The 23,419-nt window shown below is 71.5% G+C and carries 25 protein-coding genes and 1 tRNA gene; 20 read left to right on the plus strand and 6 right to left on the minus strand.

Annotated elements, in window-relative coordinates:
• The first annotated feature begins 96 nt into the window (after positions 1-96).
• From CP975_RS16895 to CP975_RS16915, 5 genes are all read left to right on the plus strand, one after another.
• Positions 97-1,296 carry a PP2C family protein-serine/threonine phosphatase gene (locus tag CP975_RS16895; RefSeq protein ID WP_055528564.1) on the plus strand — a complete coding sequence of 400 codons (1,200 nt, stop codon included), beginning with the start codon at positions 97-99 and terminating at the stop codon, positions 1,294-1,296.
• A gap of 250 nt (positions 1,297-1,546) precedes the next feature.
• A complete protein-coding gene (locus CP975_RS16900; protein ID WP_150477063.1) occupies positions 1,547-2,059 on the plus strand; it encodes a DUF1360 domain-containing protein in 513 nt (170 codons plus the stop codon).
• A gap of 194 nt (positions 2,060-2,253) precedes the next feature.
• Positions 2,254-3,711, plus strand: a complete 1,458-nt coding sequence (locus CP975_RS16905; protein ID WP_055528567.1) for an FG-GAP-like repeat-containing protein — start codon at positions 2,254-2,256, stop codon at positions 3,709-3,711.
• Between the two features lie 101 nt (positions 3,712-3,812).
• Positions 3,813-4,538: a hypothetical protein gene (locus tag CP975_RS16910; RefSeq protein WP_055528569.1), complete on the plus strand. Its 726-nt coding sequence runs from the start codon at positions 3,813-3,815 to the stop codon at positions 4,536-4,538.
• A 34-nt stretch (positions 4,539-4,572) separates the two neighbouring features.
• Positions 4,573-5,301, plus strand: a complete 729-nt coding sequence (locus tag CP975_RS16915) for an ankyrin repeat domain-containing protein (RefSeq protein WP_055528570.1) — start codon at positions 4,573-4,575, stop codon at positions 5,299-5,301.
• A gap of 99 nt (positions 5,302-5,400) precedes the next feature.
• On the opposite strand, the gene CP975_RS16925 is transcribed toward CP975_RS16915, so the two are convergent.
• The gene (locus CP975_RS16925) at positions 5,401-6,084 is read right to left on the minus strand and encodes a GNAT family N-acetyltransferase (RefSeq protein WP_150477065.1); all 684 of its coding nucleotides are present in this window, start codon (positions 6,082-6,084) and stop codon (positions 5,401-5,403) included.
• 90 nt (positions 6,085-6,174) lie between these two features.
• Positions 6,175-7,776 (minus strand): ABC-F family ATP-binding cassette domain-containing protein, encoded by a 1,602-nt coding sequence (locus tag CP975_RS16930; RefSeq protein ID WP_055528571.1) that lies wholly within the window; start codon positions 7,774-7,776, stop codon positions 6,175-6,177.
• Positions 7,777-8,001: 225 nt separating this feature from the next.
• On the opposite strand from CP975_RS16930, the gene CP975_RS16935 reads away from it, so the two are divergent.
• The 3 genes from CP975_RS16935 to CP975_RS16945 all read left to right on the plus strand — a co-directional run bounded on the left by CP975_RS16935 (position 8,002) and on the right by CP975_RS16945 (position 9,914).
• On the plus strand, positions 8,002-8,622 hold the full coding sequence (locus CP975_RS16935; protein WP_425474255.1) for an HhH-GPD-type base excision DNA repair protein: 621 nt from the start codon (positions 8,002-8,004) through the stop codon (positions 8,620-8,622).
• A 200-nt stretch (positions 8,623-8,822) separates the two neighbouring features.
• The gene (locus CP975_RS16940) at positions 8,823-9,119 is read left to right on the plus strand and encodes a type II toxin-antitoxin system VapB family antitoxin (RefSeq protein ID WP_003999914.1); all 297 of its coding nucleotides are present in this window, start codon (positions 8,823-8,825) and stop codon (positions 9,117-9,119) included.
• Positions 9,120-9,239: 120 nt separating this feature from the next.
• Positions 9,240-9,914, plus strand: a complete 675-nt coding sequence (locus CP975_RS16945) for a LytR C-terminal domain-containing protein (protein WP_150477066.1) — start codon at positions 9,240-9,242, stop codon at positions 9,912-9,914.
• 64 nt (positions 9,915-9,978) lie between these two features.
• Here the strand turns inward: CP975_RS16945 and upp are convergent, their stop codons facing one another.
• Positions 9,979-10,614: a uracil phosphoribosyltransferase gene (upp, locus tag CP975_RS16950; RefSeq protein WP_055528574.1), complete on the minus strand. Its 636-nt coding sequence runs from the start codon at positions 10,612-10,614 to the stop codon at positions 9,979-9,981.
• A gap of 98 nt (positions 10,615-10,712) precedes the next feature.
• Between upp and CP975_RS35060 the strand changes: the two genes are divergently transcribed.
• From CP975_RS35060 to CP975_RS35805, 9 genes are all read left to right on the plus strand, one after another.
• Positions 10,713-10,883 carry a hypothetical protein gene (locus CP975_RS35060; RefSeq protein WP_167532703.1) on the plus strand — a complete coding sequence of 57 codons (171 nt, stop codon included), beginning with the start codon at positions 10,713-10,715 and terminating at the stop codon, positions 10,881-10,883.
• Positions 10,884-11,086: 203 nt separating this feature from the next.
• Positions 11,087-11,641 carry a tRNA adenosine deaminase-associated protein gene (locus CP975_RS16955; RefSeq protein WP_055528575.1) on the plus strand — a complete coding sequence of 185 codons (555 nt, stop codon included), beginning with the start codon at positions 11,087-11,089 and terminating at the stop codon, positions 11,639-11,641.
• Between the two features lie 78 nt (positions 11,642-11,719).
• Positions 11,720-12,151: a tRNA adenosine(34) deaminase TadA gene (gene tadA, locus CP975_RS16960; protein ID WP_055528590.1), complete on the plus strand. Its 432-nt coding sequence runs from the start codon at positions 11,720-11,722 to the stop codon at positions 12,149-12,151.
• 59 nt (positions 12,152-12,210) lie between these two features.
• Positions 12,211-12,298 (plus strand) — tRNA-Ser (locus CP975_RS16965).
• Between the two features lie 406 nt (positions 12,299-12,704).
• Complete coding sequence (locus CP975_RS16970; RefSeq protein WP_030780404.1) at positions 12,705-12,884, plus strand: hypothetical protein; 180 nt, start codon at positions 12,705-12,707, stop codon at positions 12,882-12,884.
• Between the two features lie 55 nt (positions 12,885-12,939).
• Positions 12,940-13,233 carry a Dabb family protein gene (locus CP975_RS16975; RefSeq protein WP_030780402.1) on the plus strand — a complete coding sequence of 98 codons (294 nt, stop codon included), beginning with the start codon at positions 12,940-12,942 and terminating at the stop codon, positions 13,231-13,233.
• Positions 13,234-13,466: 233 nt separating this feature from the next.
• A complete protein-coding gene (locus CP975_RS16980; RefSeq protein ID WP_070321164.1) occupies positions 13,467-14,372 on the plus strand; it encodes an RNA polymerase sigma factor SigF in 906 nt (301 codons plus the stop codon).
• 244 nt (positions 14,373-14,616) lie between these two features.
• Positions 14,617-15,525 (plus strand): RNA polymerase sigma factor SigF, encoded by a 909-nt coding sequence (locus CP975_RS16985; protein WP_055528576.1) that lies wholly within the window; start codon positions 14,617-14,619, stop codon positions 15,523-15,525.
• A 567-nt stretch (positions 15,526-16,092) separates the two neighbouring features.
• Entirely contained in the window at positions 16,093-16,335 is a 243-nt protein-coding gene (locus CP975_RS35805; RefSeq protein ID WP_055528577.1) for a hypothetical protein, read from the plus strand.
• Positions 16,336-16,529: 194 nt separating this feature from the next.
• Here the strand turns inward: CP975_RS35805 and CP975_RS16995 are convergent, their stop codons facing one another.
• The gene (locus CP975_RS16995) at positions 16,530-16,730 is read right to left on the minus strand and encodes a hypothetical protein (protein WP_055528578.1); all 201 of its coding nucleotides are present in this window, start codon (positions 16,728-16,730) and stop codon (positions 16,530-16,532) included.
• A 175-nt stretch (positions 16,731-16,905) separates the two neighbouring features.
• Between CP975_RS16995 and CP975_RS17000 the strand changes: the two genes are divergently transcribed.
• The 3 genes from CP975_RS17000 (at position 16,906) to CP975_RS17010 (ending at position 20,991) form a co-directional block, all read left to right on the plus strand.
• A complete protein-coding gene (locus tag CP975_RS17000; protein WP_055528579.1) occupies positions 16,906-17,397 on the plus strand; it encodes a MarR family winged helix-turn-helix transcriptional regulator in 492 nt (163 codons plus the stop codon).
• 97 nt (positions 17,398-17,494) lie between these two features.
• On the plus strand, positions 17,495-19,969 hold the full coding sequence (locus CP975_RS17005) for an MFS transporter (protein WP_055528580.1): 2,475 nt from the start codon (positions 17,495-17,497) through the stop codon (positions 19,967-19,969).
• A gap of 203 nt (positions 19,970-20,172) precedes the next feature.
• Complete coding sequence (locus CP975_RS17010) at positions 20,173-20,991, plus strand: YceI family protein (RefSeq protein ID WP_055528581.1); 819 nt, start codon at positions 20,173-20,175, stop codon at positions 20,989-20,991.
• A gap of 34 nt (positions 20,992-21,025) precedes the next feature.
• Here the strand turns inward: CP975_RS17010 and CP975_RS17015 are convergent, their stop codons facing one another.
• The gene (locus tag CP975_RS17015) at positions 21,026-21,802 is read right to left on the minus strand and encodes a TetR/AcrR family transcriptional regulator (RefSeq protein WP_055528583.1); all 777 of its coding nucleotides are present in this window, start codon (positions 21,800-21,802) and stop codon (positions 21,026-21,028) included.
• 57 nt (positions 21,803-21,859) lie between these two features.
• The gene (locus CP975_RS17020; RefSeq protein WP_055528584.1) at positions 21,860-23,362 is read right to left on the minus strand and encodes an MFS transporter; all 1,503 of its coding nucleotides are present in this window, start codon (positions 23,360-23,362) and stop codon (positions 21,860-21,862) included.
• Between the last annotated feature and the right edge of the window lie 57 nt (positions 23,363-23,419).

Genomic DNA, 23,419 nt, shown 5'->3' on the forward strand with positions numbered 1-23,419 from the left:
TCGCCCGTCAGGGCAGACGAAGGCCCCCACCGGTTCCCCGGTGGGGGCCTTCGTCGTTCTGTGGTTCCGTGGCCGTAGTACTGAGGGAGGCCGTCCATGGCGCAGGAGCGGATCAGATTGGCCGAGGTGCTCGCCAGGGCGGAGGACGCCCAGCCGGGGGCCTCGCTCGATGTGGTGGCGCGCAACCTCCGCGACCGTTTCGGTGCGAAGTACGTGTCGTTCCTGTTCGTCGACATCGTCGGCCGGCAGATGGTGCGGGTCAGCGAAGAGGGCGAGGCGCCGGACAACGGCTGCGCCGAGCAGATTCCGCTGGCCGGCAGCGACTACGACGAGGTCCTGCGCAGCCAGAAGGTGGGGCACACCCCCGCCGGTCCGCGCGGGCATCACGTGATCGCGCCGGTCACCAACCGGGGCGACACCATCGGCGTCCTGGAGCTGTACCTCCCCCACGTCACGCAGGACGTCCTGGGGCAGGTGGAGGAGACCGCGCACGCCCTGGCGTACATCGTGGTCACCGACCGCCGCTTCACCGACCTCTACTTCTGGGGTCAGCGCACGATCCCGGTGAGTCTGGCCGCCGAGATCCAGCGTCAGCTCCTGCCCTCGGCCCCCTCCTGCGAGGCCGCCGAGTTCACCCTCGCCGCGGCGCTCCTGCCCGCCAATCACATCGCCGGTGACACCTACGACTACGCCCTGGACCACGGCACCCTGCACCTGTCGATCACCGACGCCATGGGGCACGACGTGGACGCGGCCCTCATGGCCACCCTCCTGGTCAACGCCTCCCGCGGCGCCCGCCGCACCGGGCACGACCTGGCCGAACAGGCCCGCCAGACCCATCAGGCCCTTCTCGACCACGGCCGCCGCACCCTGGCCACCGGCCAGCTCCTTCGCATCTCCCTCGACGGCAGCGGCGCCCAGCTCGTCAACGCCGGGCACCCCCGCCCCCTGCGTCTGCGCGCGGGCGCCGTGGACGAGGTGGACCTGACCGCCAACCTGCCCTTCGGCGTCCCCGCTCCCGCCCCTCACCGCGTCGACGGACTCGACCTGCGCCCCGGTGACCGGCTCGTCCTGTTCACCGACGGCATGCAGGAACGTCAGGCCCAGTACGTCGATCTGCCCGCCCTGATCCGCGAGACCGCCGACGAGCACCCCCGGGAGGTCGTACGGATCATGACGGCGGCGGTCGCCGACGCCTGTGAGGGCCGCCTCGCCGACGACGCCACCGTCATCTGCCTGGACTGGCACGGCCCCCGCCCCGGTGGCCGTCACTCCCGGGCCGGCGCCAACACCTAGGGCGTGTGGCCGTGTCCGCAGCGGCGCCCGCGTCGCGCGCGCCGGCCGGCGATTTCGCGCGACTCGCCCCAGGCACGTCATGCCGTTTCGCCACCCGCCGCATGGTTACTTGTGAGACCTGCATGCCAAGTCGGGATCTCAGCCGTCGCGTTCCTCGGGTTCGGTGGCGTGGGCAAGGCGGGGACCGGCCATCGACATCGCCCGGCGGAGGCCGCTTGTGAACCAAGGCGCGGAAGAGAAGGACAGCCGGATGCACCGGGTCGGGAGGGCGTTCCACCGAGTCGGCAGCGCCTACGCGCCGCGGGAGGAACGCCGGCTCGGCGGACACCTCGGTGCCGTCGTCGCGTTCGGCGGGTACACGGCCGCCTGGGCCGCCGTACTCGCCCGGCGGAAGGCCAAACTGCCGGACCGTTACGAACCCTGGGACATCGTGCTGACCGCGGCGGCCGTCTTCCGGCTGAGCCGGCTGCTCAGCAAGGGGTCCGTCACGAGTCCGCTGCGGGCGCCGTTCACCCGGTACGAATCGGCGACGGGCCCCGCCGAGGTGAGTGAAAGCCCTCGCGGAGGGGGCCTCAGGTCGAGCGTGGGCGAGCTGGTGACCTGCCCGTTCTGTCTGAGCGTATGGCTGACGACCACCTTCACCGGCGCCCGCCTGCTGTGGCCGGGCGCCACCCGGGCCGTGACGGGCGGGATCACCACCCTGGCGATCGCCGACACCTTGCAGCTGAGCTACGACTGCTTGTTGCAGAAGAACGGCGAGTGAGCCACGCGGGTGCGGAGTTCCCGCACTTTCCCGTACAACCCTGCCGCCCCACCGAAGGTCTCCTCTGCGCCGACGCGGCACGTCAGGGGCCCGACTCCTCCGGAGTGAGGGCGGGGTGGTGATGGCGCGCGGTGTCCCTTTCGACACGGGGGCCCGGAATGTGGGCTCTCCGTATGCCGCCGCAGGAGAATCGCATGCCCAAGAAGTTCCGTATGGCCCTGGCCGGTGTGGCCACCGTCGCCCTGACCGGGTCGTTGCTCGCCGCCGCGTCGGCGCCGGCCGGAGCGGAGCCCGGGGCGGGAGCCGACCGCGCGCGTGCCGACTTCAACGGTGACGGTTACGGCGATCTCGCGATCTCCGCCCCCCTGGGCAAGGTCTCGGGCAAGAGCGGCGCCGGTTACGTCGCCGTCGTCTACGGCACCGCGAGCGGGCTCGACACCTCCGAGCGGACCCTGATCAGCCAGGCCACCACCGGCGTCCCCGGCACCCCCGAGACCGGGGACTACTTCGGTGACCGGGTCACCACCGGGGACCTGGACGACGACGGTTACACGGACCTGATCGTCGGCGTGCACGGTGAGCGCATCGGGAGCGGCGACGAGTTCGGCGCTCTCACCGTGGTCTGGGGTGGCGCCGGTGGCCTCACCACGGGCACGGACATCGCCTCCCCCCTGCCCGCGACCCGCTACGAGCTGGGCTGGTCCGTGGCCGCGGGTGACTTCGACGGGGACGGCAAGGCCGACCTCGCGGCCGCCAACAACGCCTCGCCCGGACTGAACATCTTCAAGGGGCCCATCTCCCGGGCCGGCAAGGCCGCGGCGCTCACCGGAGTCGACACCTCCGAGGCGACCGGCATCAACACCGACAAGATCATCGCGGGCGACGTCGACGGCGACGCGGCCACCGACCTGCTGATCATGGGCCAGGAAGAGCGCAGCGGCGGCGGCTACCGCACCCGCAGCGTGCTCTACAGGGGCGGTACGACCCCGAAGCCCGCGGGCAAGGTCGCGGGCGGCTACGACGCGACCATCGCCGACGTGGACAAGGACGGCTACGGCGACATCGTCACCGGCAACTTCATGGAGAAGTCGGCGGACGAGCCCAACGGCGGCCCCGGCGGCGCGGTCACCGTGACGTACGGCGGCGCGACCGGCCTGAGCACCCGTACCCCCGTGCGCGTCACCCAGGACACGGCGGGCGTCCCCGGCGCCGCGGAGAAGGGCGACGCCTTCGGGTGGAGCCTGTCGTCGGGGGACACCAACGGCGACGGCTACGCGGACATCGCGGTCGGCGCGGCCTCCGAGAGCCTGGGTTCCGCGAGGAAGGCCGGTTCCGCGATCGTGCTGCGCGGCTCGGCGAGCGGCCTCACCGGCGCGGGCGCGAAGGCGTTCTCGCAGGACACCTCGGGCGTCCCCGGAACCGCGGAGACCTCGGACTTCTTCGGCGGCGAGGTCCGGCTGACGGACGGCGACGGCAACGGCCGCGCCGAGCTTATCGCCGGGGCGTACGGCGAGAACGACGGCGCCGGTGCCGTCTGGCTCTTCAGGTCCACGTCCTCCGGTGTCACCGCGACCGGCTCGAAGTCGGTCAGCGGCCCGGGGCTCGGCGGCCCGGCGGGTACGTCGTACTTCGGTGACGTGCTCCAGGGCTAGCGGCTGCACCTGCACCTGCATCTGCATCTGCATCTGCGTCTGCTGACAGCCGGGGTATCCTCCGCAGTCGCCCGTCCGGGCGGCCGAGGAGGAGAGAGGCATTGACAACGCGGGTAACGCGGGTTGCGCGGGTATCCCGCCTCGTCGCCGAGTGGGGCCGGGAGAGGCTGCTCCATGAGTGGCGGGGCGTCGTCTCCGTACCGTGGCGCACGCTCCGCGCGCGTGGGCCCCTGGGGGTCTCCCTCGCCCTCTTCGCCGCCGTCGCGGTGACCGGCCTGCACGCGTTCCAGCAGACGGCCCTCGGGGCCGACGTGCTGCGGGTGGTCAGCGAGGTGCGGGCCGACCAGCCGGTCTGGCTGACTCTGCTGCGTACGCCCGTATCGGTGTTCGTGCCCGCGGTGGATCTGCCCGTGTGGGGCGGGCTGCCGCGGCTCGTCCTGGCCTTCGCGCTGGCCGAACTCCTCTTCGGCCGCGTGCGCACCCTCGTGGTGGCGTACGCCGTCACACTCGCCGGGACCTTCGGGGCGCGCGTGATGATCGCGCTCGGTCCCGACCGCCTCGGGCTCCCCGGCAGCGCCGCGCACGCCGTGGACACCGGGACCTCCGCCGCCATCGTCGGGCTCTTCGCCTACGCGGCGGTCACCCTGCGGGCGCCGGTGCTCTTCGTCGCCGCCGTGGTCCCCACGGTGGCCGGTTCGTTCGCCGAGCCCGATCTCGCCGGCCGTGAGCATCTGATCGCCGTGGGCGTCGCCGTGGTCCTCGGCACCGCGACATTCCGGAGGCAGACCCTCCGCAGTCCGGGCCCGGCCGTTGTCAGTGGGCGCTGACAGAATCGGCGGCAGTCGCTCAGGGAGGTGGGGCATGGCAGTTCTCGACGCGCGGGACCCGCTGGCCGTGGCGGTGACCGGGGCGATCAGGACCGGCGACGTCCAGGCGCTCCAGGACCTGCTCGACGCTCATCCAGGGCTCGCCTCCTCGGGGATCGGACAGGACGGCGAGGCCGCGGGGACGCGCAGCCTGCTGCACATCGCCACGGACTGGCCGGGGCACTTCCCCTCGGGCCCCGAGGTCATCCGCGTCCTGGTCGCGGCGGGCGCCGACCCCGACGCCCGCTTCGTCGGCGCCCACGCGGAGACGCCCCTGCACTGGGCGGCGAGCAGTGACGACGTGGCGGCGCTGGACGCCCTCGTCGCCGCCGGTGCGGACATCGAGGCGGACGGAGCGGTCATCGCGTACGGCACACCGCTGGCCGACGCGCGCGGCTTCGGCCAGTGGCGGGCGGCGCGGCGGCTGCTGGAGCACGGGGCGCGGACGACGTTGCGGGACGAGGCGGCGCTCGGGCTGCTCGATCGCGTCCGGGCCCGCGTGGCGGCGGGCCCGCCGGGCACCGACGACCTCGACGCCGCCTTCTGGAGCGCCTGTCACGGCGGGCAGTTGGCCACCGCGCGGTATCTGCTGGAGCGGGGCGCCGCGCTCGACCGGGTCGGGTACGACGAGATGACGCCGCTGGACATCGCGGTCGCGTCGGGCGCCGAGGAGGTCGCCTCGTGGCTGCGGGAGCGGGGCGCCAGGGCGGGGGCGGAGCTGTGACGGGCGTCAGCCTCGCCCCTGGCTGGGGGCATTGACGTCTACCCGACGCCCGGAACCGTTACGCGCGATCCACGCGGCGGTACGGTCCGGCTCACCGCTTCAACCGGCGCTGCGGGGGTTGTTGGAGGCGCTGCGGGGAGCGGCGGAAGCGGGCGGGGCGCCTTCCGCCGTCGCGTCACCGGGCGACGTCCCGCTCGCCGAGGGCCCCGCGTAACAGCGCAGGGCCACCCGCTGCCCAGGACCCCACTCCTGCTCGACGACGGCCAGGAGCCGCCAGCCCATACGTTCGTAGAGCGCGGCGGCCGAGGCGTCGGAGGGGGTGTCGGGAGAGCCATCGGAGGAGACAGCGGAGGAGACCATGTCCAGGACCGGGTGCAGGCCGCGCGCCCGCGACTCCCGCACGGCCCGCCCCATCAGCAGCGCGCCGATGCCGTGACCCCGCGCGTCCGGCGCTACGAACAGGCGGCTGATCACGGCCGCCCCCTCGACGTCCACGCCCGCGCGCTCACTCCACAGGCGGGGCGCCACGTCTTCCGCCCCGCTCCGGGCCAGCGCCACGTGCCCGACGATCCGCCCGTCCAGCTCCGCCACCCAGGCGCCGAGCGCGGCGGATCCGGTGAGCCAGTCGGCAGGCAGGGCAGGCCAGTTGACGGGGTATCCGTCGGCCTTGTGGACCTGGACGAGCACACCGACGCACGCCTCCAGATCCCGCTCACCGGCACGCTCCCGCACGCGCAGCACGGGATGCCCCTCGGCCGCGTCGGCGACCCGGTCTCGTCTCATCGCAGCATGGAAGCACAGCGGGGCTTGCGGGGAGGGCCGAACAGGCGAGTCGAACAGGCGGAGCACCGCGCCCCCGAAAGCCCCGCCCACTCAGGCCAGCCCCACCAGCCCCCGGTAGTCGGGGCTCCACAGGTCCTCGGAGCCGTCGGGGAGCAGCAGGACGCGGTCCGGCCGGAGCGCGTCGATCGCGCCCTCGTCGTGCGTGACCATCACGATGGCCCCGGGATACGTGCCGACCGCGGTGAGCACCTCGTCCCTGGACGCCGGGTCGAGGTTGTTGGTGGGCTCGTCGAGCAGCAGGACGTTCGCGCCCGAGTGCACGAGCCCGGCCAGCGCCAGCCGCGTCTTCTCGCCGCCCGAGAGGACCGCGGCGGGCTTGTCCGCGTCGTCCCCGCCGAACAGGAACGACCCCAGCACCCGCCGCACCTCGCCGTCGGTCAGGTGCGGGGCCACGCCCGAAAGGTTCTCGCGGACGGTCTTCGAGGCCTCCAGGGTGTCGTGCTCCTGCGCGAAGTAGCCGAGCCTGAGCCCGGGCCCCGCCACGACGCGCCCCGCATCGGGCTGCTCACGCCCGGCGAGGAGGCGCAGCAACGTCGTCTTCCCGGCGCCGTTGAGCCCGAGGACGACCAGGCGGCTGCCCCGGTCGACGGCCAGGTCGACGCCCGTGAGGACGGGCTGGGACCCGTACGCCTTGCTGAGGCTGACCGCCCCGAGCGGCATCCGGCCGCACGGCGCGGGCTCGGGCAGCCTGATCCGCGCGACCTTCTCGCCCTGCCGCACCGGCTCCGTCCCTGCGAGCATGCGCTCGGCCCGCCGGTCCATGTTCTTCGCGGCGGTGGCGGTGGAGACGTGCGAGCGCATCTTGTCGGCCTGGGCGCGCAGCGAGGCGGCCTTGCGCTCGGCGTTGGCGCGTTCGCGGGTACGCCGTCGCTCGTCCGCCGCGCGCTGGGCGAGGTAGGTGTGCCACCCGGTGTTGTGTACGTCGATGGCGGCGCGCCGCGGGTCGAGGTGGAAGACGCGGTTCACGGTGTCGGCGAGGAGCCCGGTGTCGTGGCTGATGAGTACGAGACCGCCGGGATACGACGACAGGTACCCGCGCAGCCAGCCGACCGAGTCGGCGTCGAGGTGGTTGGTCGGCTCGTCGAGCAGCAGCGTGTCGTGCCGCGAGAACAGGATCCGGGCCAGCTCGACGCGGCGCCGCTGGCCGCCCGACAGTTCGCCGACGGGCCGGTGCAGGGCCCGCTCGGGCAGTCCGAGCCCGGCGGCGACACGGGCGGCCTCCGCCTCGGCGGCGTAACCGCCGCGCGCCTGGAAACGGTCGTCCGCGCGGGTGTAGGCGGCCATGGCCCGCTCCTGCGCGGCCGGGCTCGTGGCGTCCGCCATGGCGGCCTCGGCGGCGCGCAGCGCGGTGACGGCCTCGTCCAGGCCGCGGGCGGAGAGGATGCGGTCGGTGACGGTGAGGGCGGGGTCGGCGGCGCCGGGGTCCTGGGCGAGGTGACCGACGGAGCCGGACCGGGTGACGGTGCCGGCGGCGGGGGCCGCGCCGCCCGCCAGGATCTTCATCAGGGTGGTCTTGCCGGCGCCGTTGCGGCCGACCAGGCCGATGCGGTCGCCGGGGGCGATGTGGAAGTCGACGCCGGACAGCAGGAGCCGGGCGCCGACGCGTACGTCGATGCCTCGTACGGTGATCATGGGGTAACGCTCCGCAATAGCGAATGGACACACGGGTGACGTGAGAGCGGGTGTCCTGGCTAGGAAACGCGGGGCGTAGACATGCGGGCGAGGCTACCGGCGCGGCCCCGCCCGGCGCACGGCCTTTTCCTCGCGCCCGGCCCCGCCGAGTTGCCCGCCGCCTCCGGCTCGCGGGGTCGCTGAGCTGCGGCTGCGGCATCCCCAAGGACGCGAGACCATCGACCCATGAGCGACATGGACGACCACGTCACCCTCCACCTCGCCCAGCACCCCGAGGCCGACGAACTCCTGGGACGCAGTCCGCTGGCCGCGCTGGTCGGGATGCTGCTCGACCAGCAGGTGCCGATGGAGTGGGCGTTCGCCGGTCCCTACACGATCGCCCAGCGGCTGAACGCGGCCGACCTCGACGCACACGAGATCGCGGCGTACGACCCCGAGGACTTCGCCACGCTCCTCGCCACGAAGCCGGCGGTCCACCGCTACCCCGGCTCGATGGCCAAGCGCATCCAGCAGCTCTGCCAGTACCTGGTGGACCACTACGAGGGTGACGCCACCGCCCTCTGGCAGGACGCCGACACCGGCGAGGAACTCCTCCAGCGCCTCAACGACCTGCCCGGGTTCGGCAAACAGAAGGCCCAGATCTTCCTGGCCCTCCTCGGCAAACAACTCGGCGTACGCCCCAGGGGCTGGCAGGAGGCCGCGGGCGACTACGGCGCCCCCGAGGCGTACCGCTCCGTCGCGGACATCACGGGCCCGGACTCCCTCCACAAGGTCCGCGCCCACAAACAGGAACTCAAAGCCGAGGCCAAGGCGGCCAAGGCGGCCAAGGAACCGAAGTCCAAGTAGGCCCGCCAACACCCCGGAACCCACTCGTTCGGGCGTTTCCGGGACCCCGGCGTGGACAGCATCGACCGGCTCTCGCTCACCTCGGCCCCTGCTCCCAGCGGACGTGTTTCCGCTTTGCCCCGTTTTCCGGTGGCATTTCCCAGGGGCGTACTCCGTCGCCATGGCTGCGCCCGGAGAGTCTTGACCGGTAGGCTTTCCGTGTGATCTTCAAGCGCATCGGAAACGGCCGGCCGTACCCCGACCACGGCCGGGAAAGCACCCGGCAGTGGGCGGACGTCGCGCCGCGCCCGGTCCGCCTCGATCAGCTCGTGACGACCAAGGGGCAGCTCGACCTGGAGACCCTGCTCGCCGAGGACTCGACGTTCTACGGCGACCTCTTCGCGCACGTCGTGAAGTGGCAGGGCGACCTCTACCTGGAAGACGGGCTGCACCGCGCGGTCCGCGCCGCGCTCCAGCAGCGCCAGGTGCTCCACGCGCGCGTACTCGAACTGGACTGACGGCCGCGTCATCATCCTCGCCTGCCCTCAGCGGCCCCCGTTGGCCCTTTTGGGTTGGACTGAGCCCCGGTCAATGATCATTTAGTAGGCATCACCGCCACGCCGCACTACGCTGCGCCCATGAGCATGCTCACTCCCCCCGGCATGGGCGGCGAATACCGCATCACGGGGGACAAATATCCGCGCATGCGCCGCACCGGCGGCCGCCGCAGGCTCGTGCTCGCGATCATCGCGTCCGCCGCGGCCGTGGGTCTGATCGGCTGGGGCACGTTGCAGCTCATCCACGTCTTCTCGGGCGGTGACAAGGCGTCGGCCACGGCCCCGGTCACTCCGGACTGCGCCGGCGAGCCGGACAAGCCCGCCGCCGAGGACAAGACCGAAGCAGGCACCAAGGCCGCGGCCAAACCGCTGCCCAAGCCCGGCCAGATCACCGTCAACGTCTTCAACGCCACGCCCCGTGGCGGCCTCGCCAAGAAAACCGCCGACGAGCTGAAGAAGCGCGGCTTCGCCATCGGCGAGGTGGGCAACGCGACGAAGCAGTTCGACAAGAAGGTCGAGGGCACCGGGATACTGCTCGGCGCCAAGGCGGCCGCAGGCACCGCGCTTCCCGTGCTCGGCACGCAGCTCGCGGGCGCCGAGCACAGGACCGACGCCCGCGAGGGCGGCGAGGTCGACCTGATCCTCGGCACGCGGTTCAAGGACCTGGCCAAAAAAGAGGACGCCGACAAGGCCCTGGCGGAACTCGCCAAGCCCAAGCCGGCGCCCAAGCCGTCCAGCGGCGCGAAGAACTGCTGACCGCTGCCGTTCCAGCAGGAAGCCGGAGAACAGGCAGCCGGAAACAGGCAGCAGGCAGACTCCGCTACTCCGCCGCCCCGTACATCCGGTCCCCCGCGTCGCCGAGCCCGGGCACGATGTAGCCCTGCTCGTTGAGCCGCTCGTCGACCGAGGCCGTCACGACCGTCACCGGCGTGCCCGCCAGCTCGCGCTCCATGACCTCGACGCCCTCGGGGGCGGCGAGCAGCACCACGGCGGTCACGTCGTCGGCGCCGCGCTTGATCAGCTCCCGGATCGCCGCGACGAGCGTGCCACCCGTGGCGAGCATCGGGTCCAGGACGTACACCTGGCGCCCGGAGAGGTCCTCGGGCATGCGCGTCGCGTACGTGGAGGCCTCCAGGGTCTCCTCGTTGCGGATCATGCCGAGGAAGCCCACCTCGGCGGTCGGGAGCAGCCGCACCATGCCGTCGAGCATGCCGAGGCCCGCCCGCAGGATCGGCACGACCAGCGGACGCGGGTACGAGAGCTTGACGCCCGTCGTCCTCGTCACCGGGGTGTCGATGTCGACCTGCTCGGTGCGCACGTCCCGGGTGGCCTCGTACGCGAGCAGGGTGACCAGCTCGTCGGCGAGGCGCCGGAAGGTCGGGGAGTCGGTGCGCTTGTCGCGCAGCGTGGTGAGTTTGTGCGCCACCAGCGGGTGGTCGACGACGTGGATCCGCATGACGTCAACAGTAACCGGGCCCGGGCCCGGCACCGCGCTGGCATCAACACCGCCGACCGGGGGAAGGTGGGGACGTACGAACCGAGGTGGTGTGGCCCATGGCGGAACGCAAGCCGGACGACGAGACCGATACCGAGCGCCGCAGGCGGCGTGCCCAGTTCCTGCGGGAGCGTGCCGAGGCCATCGAGCTCCGCGACCGCGTGAAGCCGCGCCGCGCCCGGGCGGCACGGATGCGTCAGCAGATGCGCATGCGTACGTTCCGCTGGTGACCGCCCCGGCGTGCGGCGGGCCCCGCGGGGGCACCGGATGAACGCGACGCGGACACAGCGGCCCGAAGACCTCTCCTGACGGCGCGGTTTCTGCCACGATTCCGAATGGGCGGGGCTCGACACAGCACTCCCCGCTCCCCGACCTCGCCGGGGGGACCCCAAACCGCCAACCGGCACTGCCTATGACCAGTGGGAGAGTCACGGTGTACTTCGCCGCACTGCTCGCGCGCACCGAAGACGGGTGGGAAGCGAGCGACACGGAGCTCGACGATGTGGAGACCCTGGCGGATCTGGCCGATCTGGCCCGTGAAGCCACGGCCGACTACGACGACGACACAGTGCTCGTCTTCATCGAACAGGAAGAAGCGTGGTTCGGCGTCGTCCGTGTGGACGGCGAGGAGGACCCGCGTATCTACGTCTCGGACGCGGCCGCGGCCGCCCGCAGCTCGTACGGGGAGATCCTGCTCACCGACGAGATGCTCGGCCGCGACCCGGGGGCCGACGACACGGTCGCCGACCTCGACGCACTCGACCTCGACGGTACGGAGGACGGAGAACCGGAGGATTCCGCCGACGACGGGGAGGAGGAGCCCGTCGAATCCGGTGACGCGGTGCCCGCGGGCCCGCTCGGCGACACGGAACTCCTCGCCGACCTCGGTGTGCCGCGCAAGGACCTGCTCGGCCTCGAGGCCGGGGACGCCCTGAACTCGATCGCCGACATCCTCGGCGCGGCGGAGGTGCTGGAGGCCGTCCGCTGAGTTCCGGGTGTGGACTAGGTTCCGGGTGTGGACCACCTCACCGAACACGACCCCGTACGCGACCGCTGGCGGGCGCCCATGCGGCTGGCTCTGGCCGAGGCCGAGCTGGCCGGCAGGGGCGGTGACGTACCCGTCGGCGCCGTCGTGCTGTCCCCGGACGGCACGACGGTGCTCGGCGCGGGGCACAACGAACGCGAGCTGACCGGCGACCCCACCGCGCACGCGGAGGTGCTCGCCCTGCGCAGGGCCGCCGCCGAACTGGGGCAGTGGCGGCTGACCGGCTGCACGCTCGTCGTGACACTGGAGCCCTGCACGATGTGCGCGGGCGCGCTCGTCCAGTCCCGCGTCGACCGGGTCGTCTACGGCGCGCGGGACGACAAGGCAGGAGCCGCGGGCTCGCTCTGGGACGTCGTACGCGACCGGAGGCTCAACCACCGCCCCGAGGTCGTCCACGGAGTCCTCGCGGAGGAGTGCGCCACCCCGCTGACGGACTTCTTCCGCAACCGGTGATACAGAGACCTGCCCAACGGATTTCAGAACACGGGCCACCTTGGGCTAGAGTTCCTCTCGGTAGCGTGTCCGAGCGGCCGAAGGAGCTCGCCTCGAAAGCGAGTGAAGGGTAACCCCCTTCCGTGGGTTCAAATCCCACCGCTACCGCTTCTCAGCACGAAGGGCCCGTCCATTGGACGGGCCCTTCGTCGTGCCACCGCGAAAGAGCCTGGGGAAAGAGCCTGAGGGAAGAGGCTGAGGGAGGAGGACGGGGGAAGCGGCATCGGGGGGACAAGCCGCTTCCCCCGATGGGGGCCGGCCCTCAAGTCCACGCCGTCGTCGGGGGGGAAGCGCACGGCGCGGACCCCGCAGTGGGGTCGGTCCCTCGCCCGCGGATTCCTGCCAGATCCGCCGGGCTCACTCTCCATCCTGCGCCCCGCGCGGGCCGCGCAGGGCAGGCAAAGGGCCTCTGCCGTCGGGCCGTTGGTCCCTAAAAGCCCGGTGAGTACGGGCCGGGTTAGACTCACCGCGGTCACAGGGGTCACACGGGGCGCGGGTAAGGGGAGGCCAGATCGTGGCGGTGCAGTGGAAGAAGATCGGCCTCTTCGTGGTGGTCGTCTTCGTGCTCTACGTGATCATCACCGACCCCGCCAAGGCCGCCGACTACGTGCAGATAGGGTTCGAAGGCATTTCGAGCGCCGCTCAGAGCATCGGTGACTTCATGACCTGGGTCGCCAACGGAGGCAAGGACTGAGCGGCCGCCCAGGCCGCCGGCGCCGCCCGGCCCCAGCCCTCTCCAAGGAGTGCCCGTGATCCGCCATCTGGTCCTCTTCAAGCTCAACGACGGTGTGCGGCGCGACGAGCCGCGCGTGGTCGAGGGCGTCAAGGCCTTCCGCGCCCTCGGCGAGCAGATCCCGGAGCTGACGTTCTGGGAGTGCGACTGGAACATCACCGACCGCCCCATCGCCTACGACTTCGCCATCAACTCGGCGGTCGAGGACACCGATGCGCTGAAGCGGTACATCGAGCACCCGGCCCACCAGGCGGGCGTCGCGCTGTGGCGGGAGTTCGCCACGTGGGTGATCGCCGACTACGAGTTCTGAACCACCGGGCGGGCCCTGCGCCCGAGGCTTTCCGAACGGCCCCGCACCATCGTGGTGCGGGGCCGTTCGGCGTCCTCGGCCCCAACTTCGCCCTCAACACGTAGTTATCGGGTGCTTGCACACAGTGCACATGTCTTGTGATGCTATGACCGCTTTTGACGGATGAGTTGACCGAGGTCGATCGACGAAGTGGCCAAGGTCGATCGAGCTTGACTGGGCTTGACTGAGAAGGGGTGGCGTTGACCGTGCCGGCCAGTACTGCGCCTGAGGCTCCACCCGCGAAGACGGCTCCGCCCGCCACGCCCGCCGCCACCGCCACCGCCACGACCAGTCCCCCCGCCAAGACCGCCCCGAGCGCCGGAAGCACCGGAAGCACCCGTGGAGCCGACACCCGGGCCCTCACCCAGGTCCTCTTCGGCCAGCTCAAGGAGCTGGAGCCGGGCAGCCCCGAGCACGGCCGGGTGCGCGGCGCCCTCATCGAGGCCAACCTGCCGCTCGTGCGGTACGCGGCGGCCCGCTTCCGCAGCCGCAACGAACCGATGGAGGACGTCGTCCAGGTCGGCACCATCGGGCTCATCAACGCCATCGACCGGTTCGATCCGGACCGCGGGGTGCAGTTCCCCACCTTCGCGATGCCGACGGTCGTCGGCGAGATCAAGCGGTACTTCCGCGACAACGTACGTACGGTTCACGTGCCGCGGCGGCTGCACGAGCTGTGGGTACAGGTGACCGGGGCGACCGAGGACCTCACCACCGCCTTCGGGCGCTCCCCGACGACCGCGGAGATCGCCGAGCGGCTGCGCATCACCGAGGAGGAGGTGCTCGCCTGCATCGAGGCGGGGCGGTCGTACCACGCGACGTCCCTGGAGGCCGCCCAGGAGGGCGACGGACTGCCCGGCCTGCTCGACCGGCTCGGCTACGAGGACCCCGCGCTCGACGGCGTCGAACACCGCGATCTCGTACGCCACCTCCTCGTCCAACTGCCCGAGCGGGAGCAGCGGATCCTTCTGCTCCGCTACTACAGCAATCTGACGCAATCACAGATCAGCGCCGAATTGGGCGTTTCCCAGATGCATGTGTCGAGACTGCTGGCCAGGAGCTTCGCACGACTTCGATCCGCAAATCGGATCGAGGCGTAACCGTATCGAGTGGAGTGCCGTCGGGGCTGTTCCCGACGGCACTGCTTGCTGAAAAGCCCCAGACCCCCTCTTTCCTGCACGGATGTCACCCTTGTTTGTCGACAAGTAACTACAGCGTGTTGCCGACATGTGACATTCTGCTGGAACCGCGTTTGCCGTAGCCCCACCTCCGGTATTCAGGTGGAGGCTGCGTTCCTCCGACGGGAGCGTCCGCCGCGACCGTCCGCGACCTCAAGGGGGTGGCATGTCCGCAGACCAGGGCAGCTCGAAGGTGCTCACGCTCACGCTCACGAAGAGCCCGAGCGAATCCGCACCCGCCGACGCGCTTCCGAGCGCACCCGACGCTCTCCAGAGCTCACCCGAAGCTCTCCAGAGCTCAACGGCCCCGGAAGCCATCGACACCCGGACCCTGTCCCGCTCCCTGTTCCTGCGGCTCGCCGCGCTCGACCAGGACAGCCCGGAGCGTGTCTACGTACGCGACACGCTCATCGAGCTCAACCTCCCGCTCGTGCGGTACGCGGCGGCCCGCTTCCGCAGCCGCAACGAACCGATGGAGGACATCGTCCAGGTCGGCACGATCGGCCTGATCAAGGCGATCGACCGTTTCGACTGCGAACGGGGCGTGGAGTTCCCGACGTTCGCCATGCCGACGGTCGTCGGTGAGATCAAGCGCTTCTTCCGCGACACCAGTTGGTCGGTGCGCGTCCCGCGCCGCCTCCAGGAGCTGCGGCTCGCCCTGACGAAGACGAGCGACGAGCTGGCCCAGCGGCTCGACCGCTCGCCGACCGTGCCCGAACTCGCGCTGGCGCTCGGGGTTTCGGAGGAGGACGTCGTCGACGGCCTCGCGGTGGGCAACGCCTACACCGCCTCCTCGCTCGACTCCCCTGCCCCCGAGGACGACGGCGGCGAGGGCTCCCTCGCGGACCGCCTCGGGTACGAGGACACAGCTCTGGAGGGCGTCGAGTACCGCGAGTCGCTCAAGCCGCTGCTGGCCAAGCTGCCGCCGCGCGAGCGCCGCATCATCATGCTGCGCTTCTTCGCCAACATGACGCAGTCGCAGATCGGCGAGGAGGTCGGCATCTCGCAGATGCACGTCTCGCGGCTGCTCACGCGGACGCTGGCGCAGCTGCGCGACGGCCTCATCTCGGACTGACGCGGTCCCTCAACCCGGACTGTCGCGACCGGAGTTGCTGACGGGGTTCCTCATTGACGGACCGTCAGCCACACTGACGCGATGCGACGTGGTGTTCGGAACGTGCTCGGTGCGTCCGTGGCCGTGGCGTGCCTCGGCGGGCTCCTCGCGGAGTGCGGAGGTGAGAGCGGCGGCGGCTATGTGGCGTCCGGCGTGCCGGATTCATCGCCGGACCGGGCTGCGGGCCCGACGGGTGACGTCAGGCTGATCCCGCTCGACGGAAGTGGCGGCAAGGGTGACTCGGAGGGGAAGTCACCTGCCGACAGCGGCAGTTCAGCCCCGGATGCCGGGGCCGGCCGCCCGGGCGGGGCCCCTGAAGCTCCTGACACTACCGAAGCTCCCCGATCCCCGGGGACTGCCAAAGCTCCTCGAACTCCTCAAGCCCCCGAAGCCCCTGAGACTTCTGAAGCTCCTGAGGCCGGCTCCTCCGGCGAACCGTCCCCCTCGGACCCGGGCCCGGCAGGCCCCGCCGAGCTGCGTGTCGGCGACCCGGAGCGCGCGCCCGCGGACAAGCGCTGGTGCGAGAAGGTGACGGTCACCTTCCGCAACACGGGGGGCTCCCCGGTCCGTTCGGGGGCGGTCACCTTCGGCACGCACATCATCGGCGCGCTGGGTATCGACTGGGGCACGGTCGAGTCGACCGTCCCCCTGCCGGTGCCGATCGCCTCCGGCGGGGAGAGGCGGAAGACCTGGCTGGTGTGCGTGGACGCGTGGCGCGTGCCGCTGGGCATGCGGGTGGAGACGCGTGAGGTCTCCACGAAGTGGACCTAGCGTCTGCCCTCCGGGGGCCGGTTCTTTGTGTGCGGGCGCGTCGTGCCCGCTCGCGCAGTTCCCCGCGCCCCTATCGGGGCACCCCTCATGACGGGCGTGACGAGATGCGCCCCGTCAGGGGCGCGGGGAACTGCGCGCCCAGCCACAGCGAGCCCGCGGGCAGAAGAAGCCCCACCCCCGCCAAAGCGCCGCCGCTACTTAAGCGCGAGCCACGCCACCGCCACCACCACCGCGACCGCGAGGACCACGCCGAGGATCAGGCCGACCCGCGGGCCGGAGGAAGAAGCCGCCGCCTGCTGGCGGCCCCGCGGGGCCTCGTCGACGAAGGCGCGGAACATCTGCGTGCTGCCGGCGGGATCGGGGTTGCCCTGGGATCCCTGGGGGTTGTGTGCCATGGGTCAGGACCCTAGCGAATGCACTGCTCCCGGCCCAACCCCTGCCCGCCTGGGACTTTACGACCGTACCCCCAGACCTTTGCCGACTCTTTAGGGCGTTGGTCCGGTTTTAGTTTGCCTGCGGCAACCAACTGCTTCTATCGTTGCCCTAAGCAACAAATACCCAGGAGGTGCCGTGGCCGCGCAGCGTCAGTACGAGGAGCTGGCCCGACAGCTCAGCGCCATCGGTGCCGTCAAGCGGGGCCTCGGGCGGGGGCTGCCCCACGACTGCCCCGGCGGGTCCGCCGCCGTCCTCGTACTCCTTGAGCGCCACGGCGCCATGCGGATGAGCCGGCTCGCGGAGCTGCTCGCCGTCGACATGTCGGTGACCAGCCGCCACGTCGCGCACGTCGCGGAGCGGGAGTGGATCGTCCGCGACCCCGACCCCGCCGACAAGCGCTCCCGCATCCTGCGGCTCACGCCCGAGGGCAAGGCCAAGGTCGACGAGCTGTCCGAGCTGTCCATCCGGACGCTCACCCACTACCTGCACGACTGGACCGACGACGAGGTCGTCCAGCTCAGCACGTTGCTCGCGCGTCTGCGCGACAGCTTCGGGGACTGCCGCGCGGCTTCGGCCCGGCTGCCCGACGTACAGACCACCCCAGAGACCACCCGTACACCCGCGTAAGAAAAGGAAACCCATGGCAACAACCACACCAGCCGGTGTGCGGGGCAGCCATGCCAAGCACGGAGCCCACCACGGTCACGCCGATGCGAACGCTCCGATGACGCACCGGCAGATCATGGAAGCGCTGTCCGGGCTGCTGCTCGGCATGTTCGTGGCGATCCTGTCGTCCACGATCGTCTCCAACGCCCTGCCCGAAATCATCGGTGACCTCGGCGGCGGCCAGTCCGCCTACACCTGGGTCGTCACCGCGTCGCTGCTCGCGATGACGGCGACCACCCCGCTGTGGGGCAAGCTGTCGGACCTCTTCAGCAAGAAGGCCCTGGTCCAGATAGCCCTGATCATCTACGTCGGCGGGTCGGTCGTCGCCGGTCTCTCGCAGAGCGCGGGCATGCTGATCGCCTGCCGCGTCGTGCAGGGCATCGGCGTCGGCGGTCTCTCCGCCCTGGCGCAGATCGTCATGGCCGCGATGATCTCCCCGCGCGAGCGCGGCCGTTACTCCGGCTACCTCGGCGCGACCTTCGCCGTCGCCACCGTCGGCGGACCGCTGCTCGGCGGCGTCATCACCGACACCTCGTGGCTCGGCTGGCGCTGGTGCTTCTACGTCGGCGTGCCCTTCGCGATCATCGCGCTGATCGTCCTCCAGAAGACCCTGAAGCTCCCCGTCGTCAAGCGCGACGTGAAGGTCGACTGGGCCGGCGCCTTCTTCATCAGCGCCGCCGTCTGCCTGCTGCTCGTCTGGGTCACCTTCGCCGGTGACAAGTACGACTGGATGTCGTGGCAGACCGGCGCCATGGTCGGCGGCTCGATCGTCCTCGGGCTGCTCTTCGTCCTCGTCGAGTCCAAGGCCAGCGAGCCGATCATTCCGCTGCGGCTCTTCCGCAACCGCACCATCACGCTCGCCTCGCTCGCCTCGCTCTTCGTGGGTGTCGCGATGTTCGTGGGCACGGTCTTCTTCAGCCAGTACTTCCAGCTGGCGCGGGGCGAGTCCCCGACGATGTCCGGCGTCATGACGATCCCGATGATCGGCGGTCTGTTCATCTCGTCCACCGTCTCGGGCCAGGTCATCACCAAGACGGGCAAGTGGAAGGCCTGGCTGGTCAGCGGTGGTCTGCTGGTGACGGCGGGCCTCGGTCTGCTCGGCACCATCCGGTACGACACCGAGTACTGGCACATCGCGATCTACATGGCCCTGATGGGTCTCGGCATCGGCATGATGATGCAGAACCTGGTGCTCTGCACGCAGAACCAGGTCGAGCCGCAGGACCTCGGTGCCGCCTCCTCCGTCGTCACCTTCTTCCGCTCGCTGGGCGGTGCGATGGGTGTCTCGGCGCTCGGCGCCATCATGGCCACGCGCATCACCGACTACGTGAAGGACGGCATCACCGACCTCGGCCCGAAGGCCGCCGCGCAGTTCGGCCACGGCGGCACCGGTGGCGGTGGCATCCCCGACCTGGACAAGATCCCCGAGCCGTTCCGCACGGTGATGGAGAGCGCGTACGGGCACGGCATCGCCGACGTCTTCCTGATCGCCGCGCCGATGGCACTGATCGCCTTCCTGATCACACTGTTCATCAAGGAGGTTCCGCTGCGGACGTCGGGCGCGCTCGCCCAGGCCGCGTCGGGCCCCGCGGACTCCACGGACTCCGCAAGCTCCCCGAGCGGTGCCGCACCGGCCGCCGCGGCCGTCGCCGACGAGCCCGTGCTCGCCTCCGTCGCCGCGCGCACCGAGACCGGGCCCGAGGGCACGCAGCGGCTCGCCGCCGTGGCGTCCGCCGCCGAGGCATCGGCCGGGGGACTTCCGCCGGTCACCCACGGCATCCCGGTGCACGGCTACGTCCGCGGCGCCGAGAGCGCGCCCGTGCCGCAGGCCGCGGTCACGCTGATCTCCCTCGGGGGACGCCAGCTGGGCCGCGCGGTCGCCCAGGGCGACGGGGCCTACGCCCTCGACGCCCCCGGCGCCGGTTCGTACGTGCTCATCGCCTCCGCCGACGGGTTCCAGCCGCAGGCGTCGACCGTCGTCGTCGGCGAGGACGCCCTCGCGTACGACATCCTGCTCAGCGGCACCAGCGGGCTGAGCGGGCTCGTGCGGGACGCGGACAGCAAGCTGCCGGTCTCCGGGGCCATGGTCATCGTGACCGATGTACGCGGTGATGTCCTGGCCACCGGACTCTCCGGCGAGCAGGGCGAGTTCACCTTCGCCGAGCTGGTGCCGGGCAGTGTGACCATCGCGGTGAACGCCGCCGGTCACCGGCCCGTCGCGCTGCCGGTCGAGGTCGGCGGGACCGGGGTCACCCGGGTCGAGGTCGAGCTGAACTCCGGTGCGCGGGTTCTCGGCACGGTGCGCGCGGGCGGCTCGGCTCTGAACGACGCCCGGGTCACGCTGGTGGACGCCGCCGGCAACGTGGTCGCCACCGCGACCACCGGGGCGGACGGGGCGTACGCCTTCACCGACCTCGACAGCGGTGAGTACACGGTCATCGCGACCGGATACCCGCCGGTGGCGACCGGCCTGACGGTGACCGGCAGCGGCATCGACGGCCACGACATCGAGCTCGCCCACCCGGGCGAGTGACGACCCCGGCCCGTGGCCGCGCCCCGAGCGGAGGCGCGGCCACGGGCCGGTTGCGGAAAGGGGACCCGGGCCGGCGGTGACGTTCACGGCAAGGGACGGCCGGTCACCGCCGGCCCGGGGCTCTCCGTACGGGCGCCGGCGCCTGACGCAGTACGAACTTTTTGAGGCCTTCCGCACGGGAGGCCCGGCTAGGAGTAAACGGGATGGGACTCAACGCTCGGATCCGCACGCGTGACGGGTGGGCCGTGCCGCACGCCGTCGTCACGGTGACCGACATGACCGGGACGCAGGTGCTGCGGGCGGCCACGGACGGGGAGGGCGTCGTACGCGACGACACGGCGCTCCCGGCGGGGCCGTACACCGTCATCGTCACCGCGGTCGGCTACGCGCCCGTCGCCTCCACCGCGCTGGTCACCGCCAGCGGGCGGGCCGAGGTCGGCAACGTCGTCCTCGCCCGGCAGGGCGGCAGCGAGCTGCCGCCGCCCGGCCCGTGGACCATCGACCCCGCGCACTCCACGGTCGGCGCCGTCGCGCAGCACCTCGGGATCACGAGCGTGCACGGGCGGTTCCTGGAGTTCGGGGGCCGGGTGGAGATCGCCGAGGACGTGGCGAAGTCGCGGGTCGAGGCGGTCATCCGGGCCGCCTCGATCGACACGGGCAACGGCATGCGGGACGGGCACCTCAAGTCGCCGGACTTCCTGGACGTCGACCAGTACCCCGAGATCACCTACCGGTCGAACGGGCTCACGCCCGCGGGCCCGGACCGGTGGACGGTGCACGGGGAGCTGGGCATGCACGGTGTCGTACGGCCCGTCGACCTGGAGCTGAGCTACCTCGGCACCGGGGCGGACCCCTGGGGCGGGACCCGGGCGGCGTTCCGGGCCACGGCCGAGCTGCGCCGGGAGGACTTCGCGATGAACTACAACCAGGTGGTGCAGGCGGGGATCTCGGCGATCGGCACGACACTGCGGGTGGAGCTGGACGTGCAGGCCGTGCAGGGGGAGACGCTGCCGGGGGTGTGACGCCATCTCTGCGCGCGGGGCCGGCACCGCCCGGCTACTCCCGGGTGAGGAGGGACTCGATGCCCGCGATCATGAGGTCGAGGGCGATCGTGAAGTCCCGCTCCCACATCTTCTCGACCGTGTCCGAGCCCCGCGCCGCCAGCAGCTCACTGGCACTCTCCATGATCCCGTGCGACGCCAGCTCGATCTGGACGCTCCCGGTCGCCTCCCGGTAGTACTCGTCCTGGGTCATCCCCGCCTCCGCGCACCGCGCCATGTAGTGGCCCTCGATGGTCCCGAAGCCGTACACGAACTGGAAGACCGCCGCGATCGCGCCGTGCCGCGTATGCACGGGAAGGCCCGTCCTCCCCACCGTGCGCTGGACCGCGAGCGCGAACTCCAGCCAGTTCGGCCCGATGTTGAGGAAGCGGCCGACCAGCGGTGACACCCACGGGTGGCGGATCAGCAGCGCGCGGTACTCCTCGGCGAGGGACCGGAGCTGGTCGCGCCAGGCCCCGTCGGGCGCCTCGTCGCCGGGGAGGCGCATCTCGCCGCAGACCGCGTCGAGGGCCAGCTCCAGGAGGTCGTCCTTGGTGTCCACGTACCAATAGACGGACATCGCCGTCACGTTCAGCTCCGCGGCCAGCCTGCGCATGGAGAACTTGGCGAGGCCCTCCGCGTCCAGGAGCCGGACCGAGGCCTCGGTGATGCGGTCCCGGTCGAGGCCGCTTGGCTGGTCGCCCTTGCGGCCGCCGCCGCGGGGCGCCTTGCCCTCCAGCCACACGCTCGTCCGCGCCAAGTTCTTCGTGCGGCCGTCGGCTGCCTTGACCATGGCGCACCTTCCTGGTTGGTACTGGGCCCGAAGTGGAGTGATCCGCGCGCCTCGATGCTATGCCGACGCCTTCCCCACCGAGTCTGCCCTCTCCGCCCTGCGCAGCAACGCCGCCGCCAGAACACCTCCGAGGAACACCGCGGCCGCGCCCACCAGCTGACTCGTCTCAAGGCCCGAGGCGAACGCGTCGGCGATCCGCTCCCGCTCGCCCGGCGACTTCGCCGCGGCCACGGCCGCCGGGAAGGACACCGCGGAGACCGCCACGAGTGAGGCGAAGCGGGAGTTGAGGACCGCGCCGAGCACGGCGACGCCGAGGCCGTTGCCGAACTCCGCGAGCGTGCCGTTGACGCCCGCGCCGACGCCCGCCTTCTCCACCGGAATCGCGCTCATGATCGCGTTGGCCATGGCCGGCATGGCGAACGCGATGCCGGCGCCCATGACGACGAGCCCGGCCAGCATGCCGTTGTAGTCGTCGCCGCCGAACAGCGCTATCACCGCGAGGCCCGCGGCCAGGGCGCTCATGCCGGACAGGATCGTCGCCGGGGTGCCCAGCTTGGCGTGCAGCTTCGCGCCGACGCCCGTGAGGTTCAGGGCGACGATGGTCACCGCGAGCGGCGCCGTCCGCAGGCCCGCCTCCAACGGCTCGTACCCGAGGACGAACTGGAGGTGCTGGGTGAGGAGGAAGAGGGAGCCGGCGAGGCCGAACGCGACGAGGATCGCGCCCGCCACCGCGCCGATGAACCGCTGGTTGCGGAAGAAGTGCATGTCCAGCATCGGGTACGGGATGCGCAGCTCCCAGAGCACGAACACGCCGAGGACCAGCACACCGGCGACCGCGGCGCCCAGCACCTGCGCGGACGTCCAGCCGTGTTCGGGCCCGGAGATGATCGCGTAGACCACGGAGGCCATGCCGATCGTCGACAGCAGCGCGCCGAGCAGGTCGGGCCGGTCGCCCCGCGGGTTCTTGGACTCGGGCACCAGCTTGGCGACCGCGACGATACCGATCAGCGCCACGGGCAGGTTGATCAGGAAGATCGAGCCCCACCAGAAGTGGTTCAGCATGAAGCCGCCGAGCAGCGGACCGGCGGCGAATCCGAGGGAGTTGATGGTCGACCAGAGGCCGATCGCCTTGACGCGCTCGGTGTCGTCGAAGATCTGCACGACGACCGCGAGGGTCGTGGTCATCAGGAGCGCGCCGCCGATCCCCATGCCCGCGCGGGCGGCGATGAGCTGCGCGGAGGACTGCGCGAACGCCGCGACGAGCGAGCCGGCGCCGAAGAGGGCGAGGCCCGCCATGAGCATCTTCTTGCGGCCGTAGCGGTCGGCGGAACTGCCCGCGGTGAGCAGCAGCCCGGACTGCACGAGCGAGTACGCGTTGATCATCCACTGGATGTCCGACGTGGACGCGTCCAGCTCCCGGGTGAGGGAGGGGATCGCGACGCTCAGGACGGTGTTGTCGAGCAGCACCACGAGCTGGGCGAGGCAGATGACGCCGAGGATCAGCCAGCGCTGCGGATGCCGGGGTGGGGCGGCCGGTGTCTCGGCGGTCGTCGCCGTCATGCGGGCTCCTTCGGGGCGGTGCCTGGGCGGTGGCCGGCAGCCGGTTATACGGTGTAC

The organism is Streptomyces alboniger (assembly GCF_008704395.1).
In the GTDB taxonomy this organism is placed as follows: Bacteria; Actinomycetota; Actinomycetes; order Streptomycetales; family Streptomycetaceae; genus Streptomyces; species Streptomyces alboniger.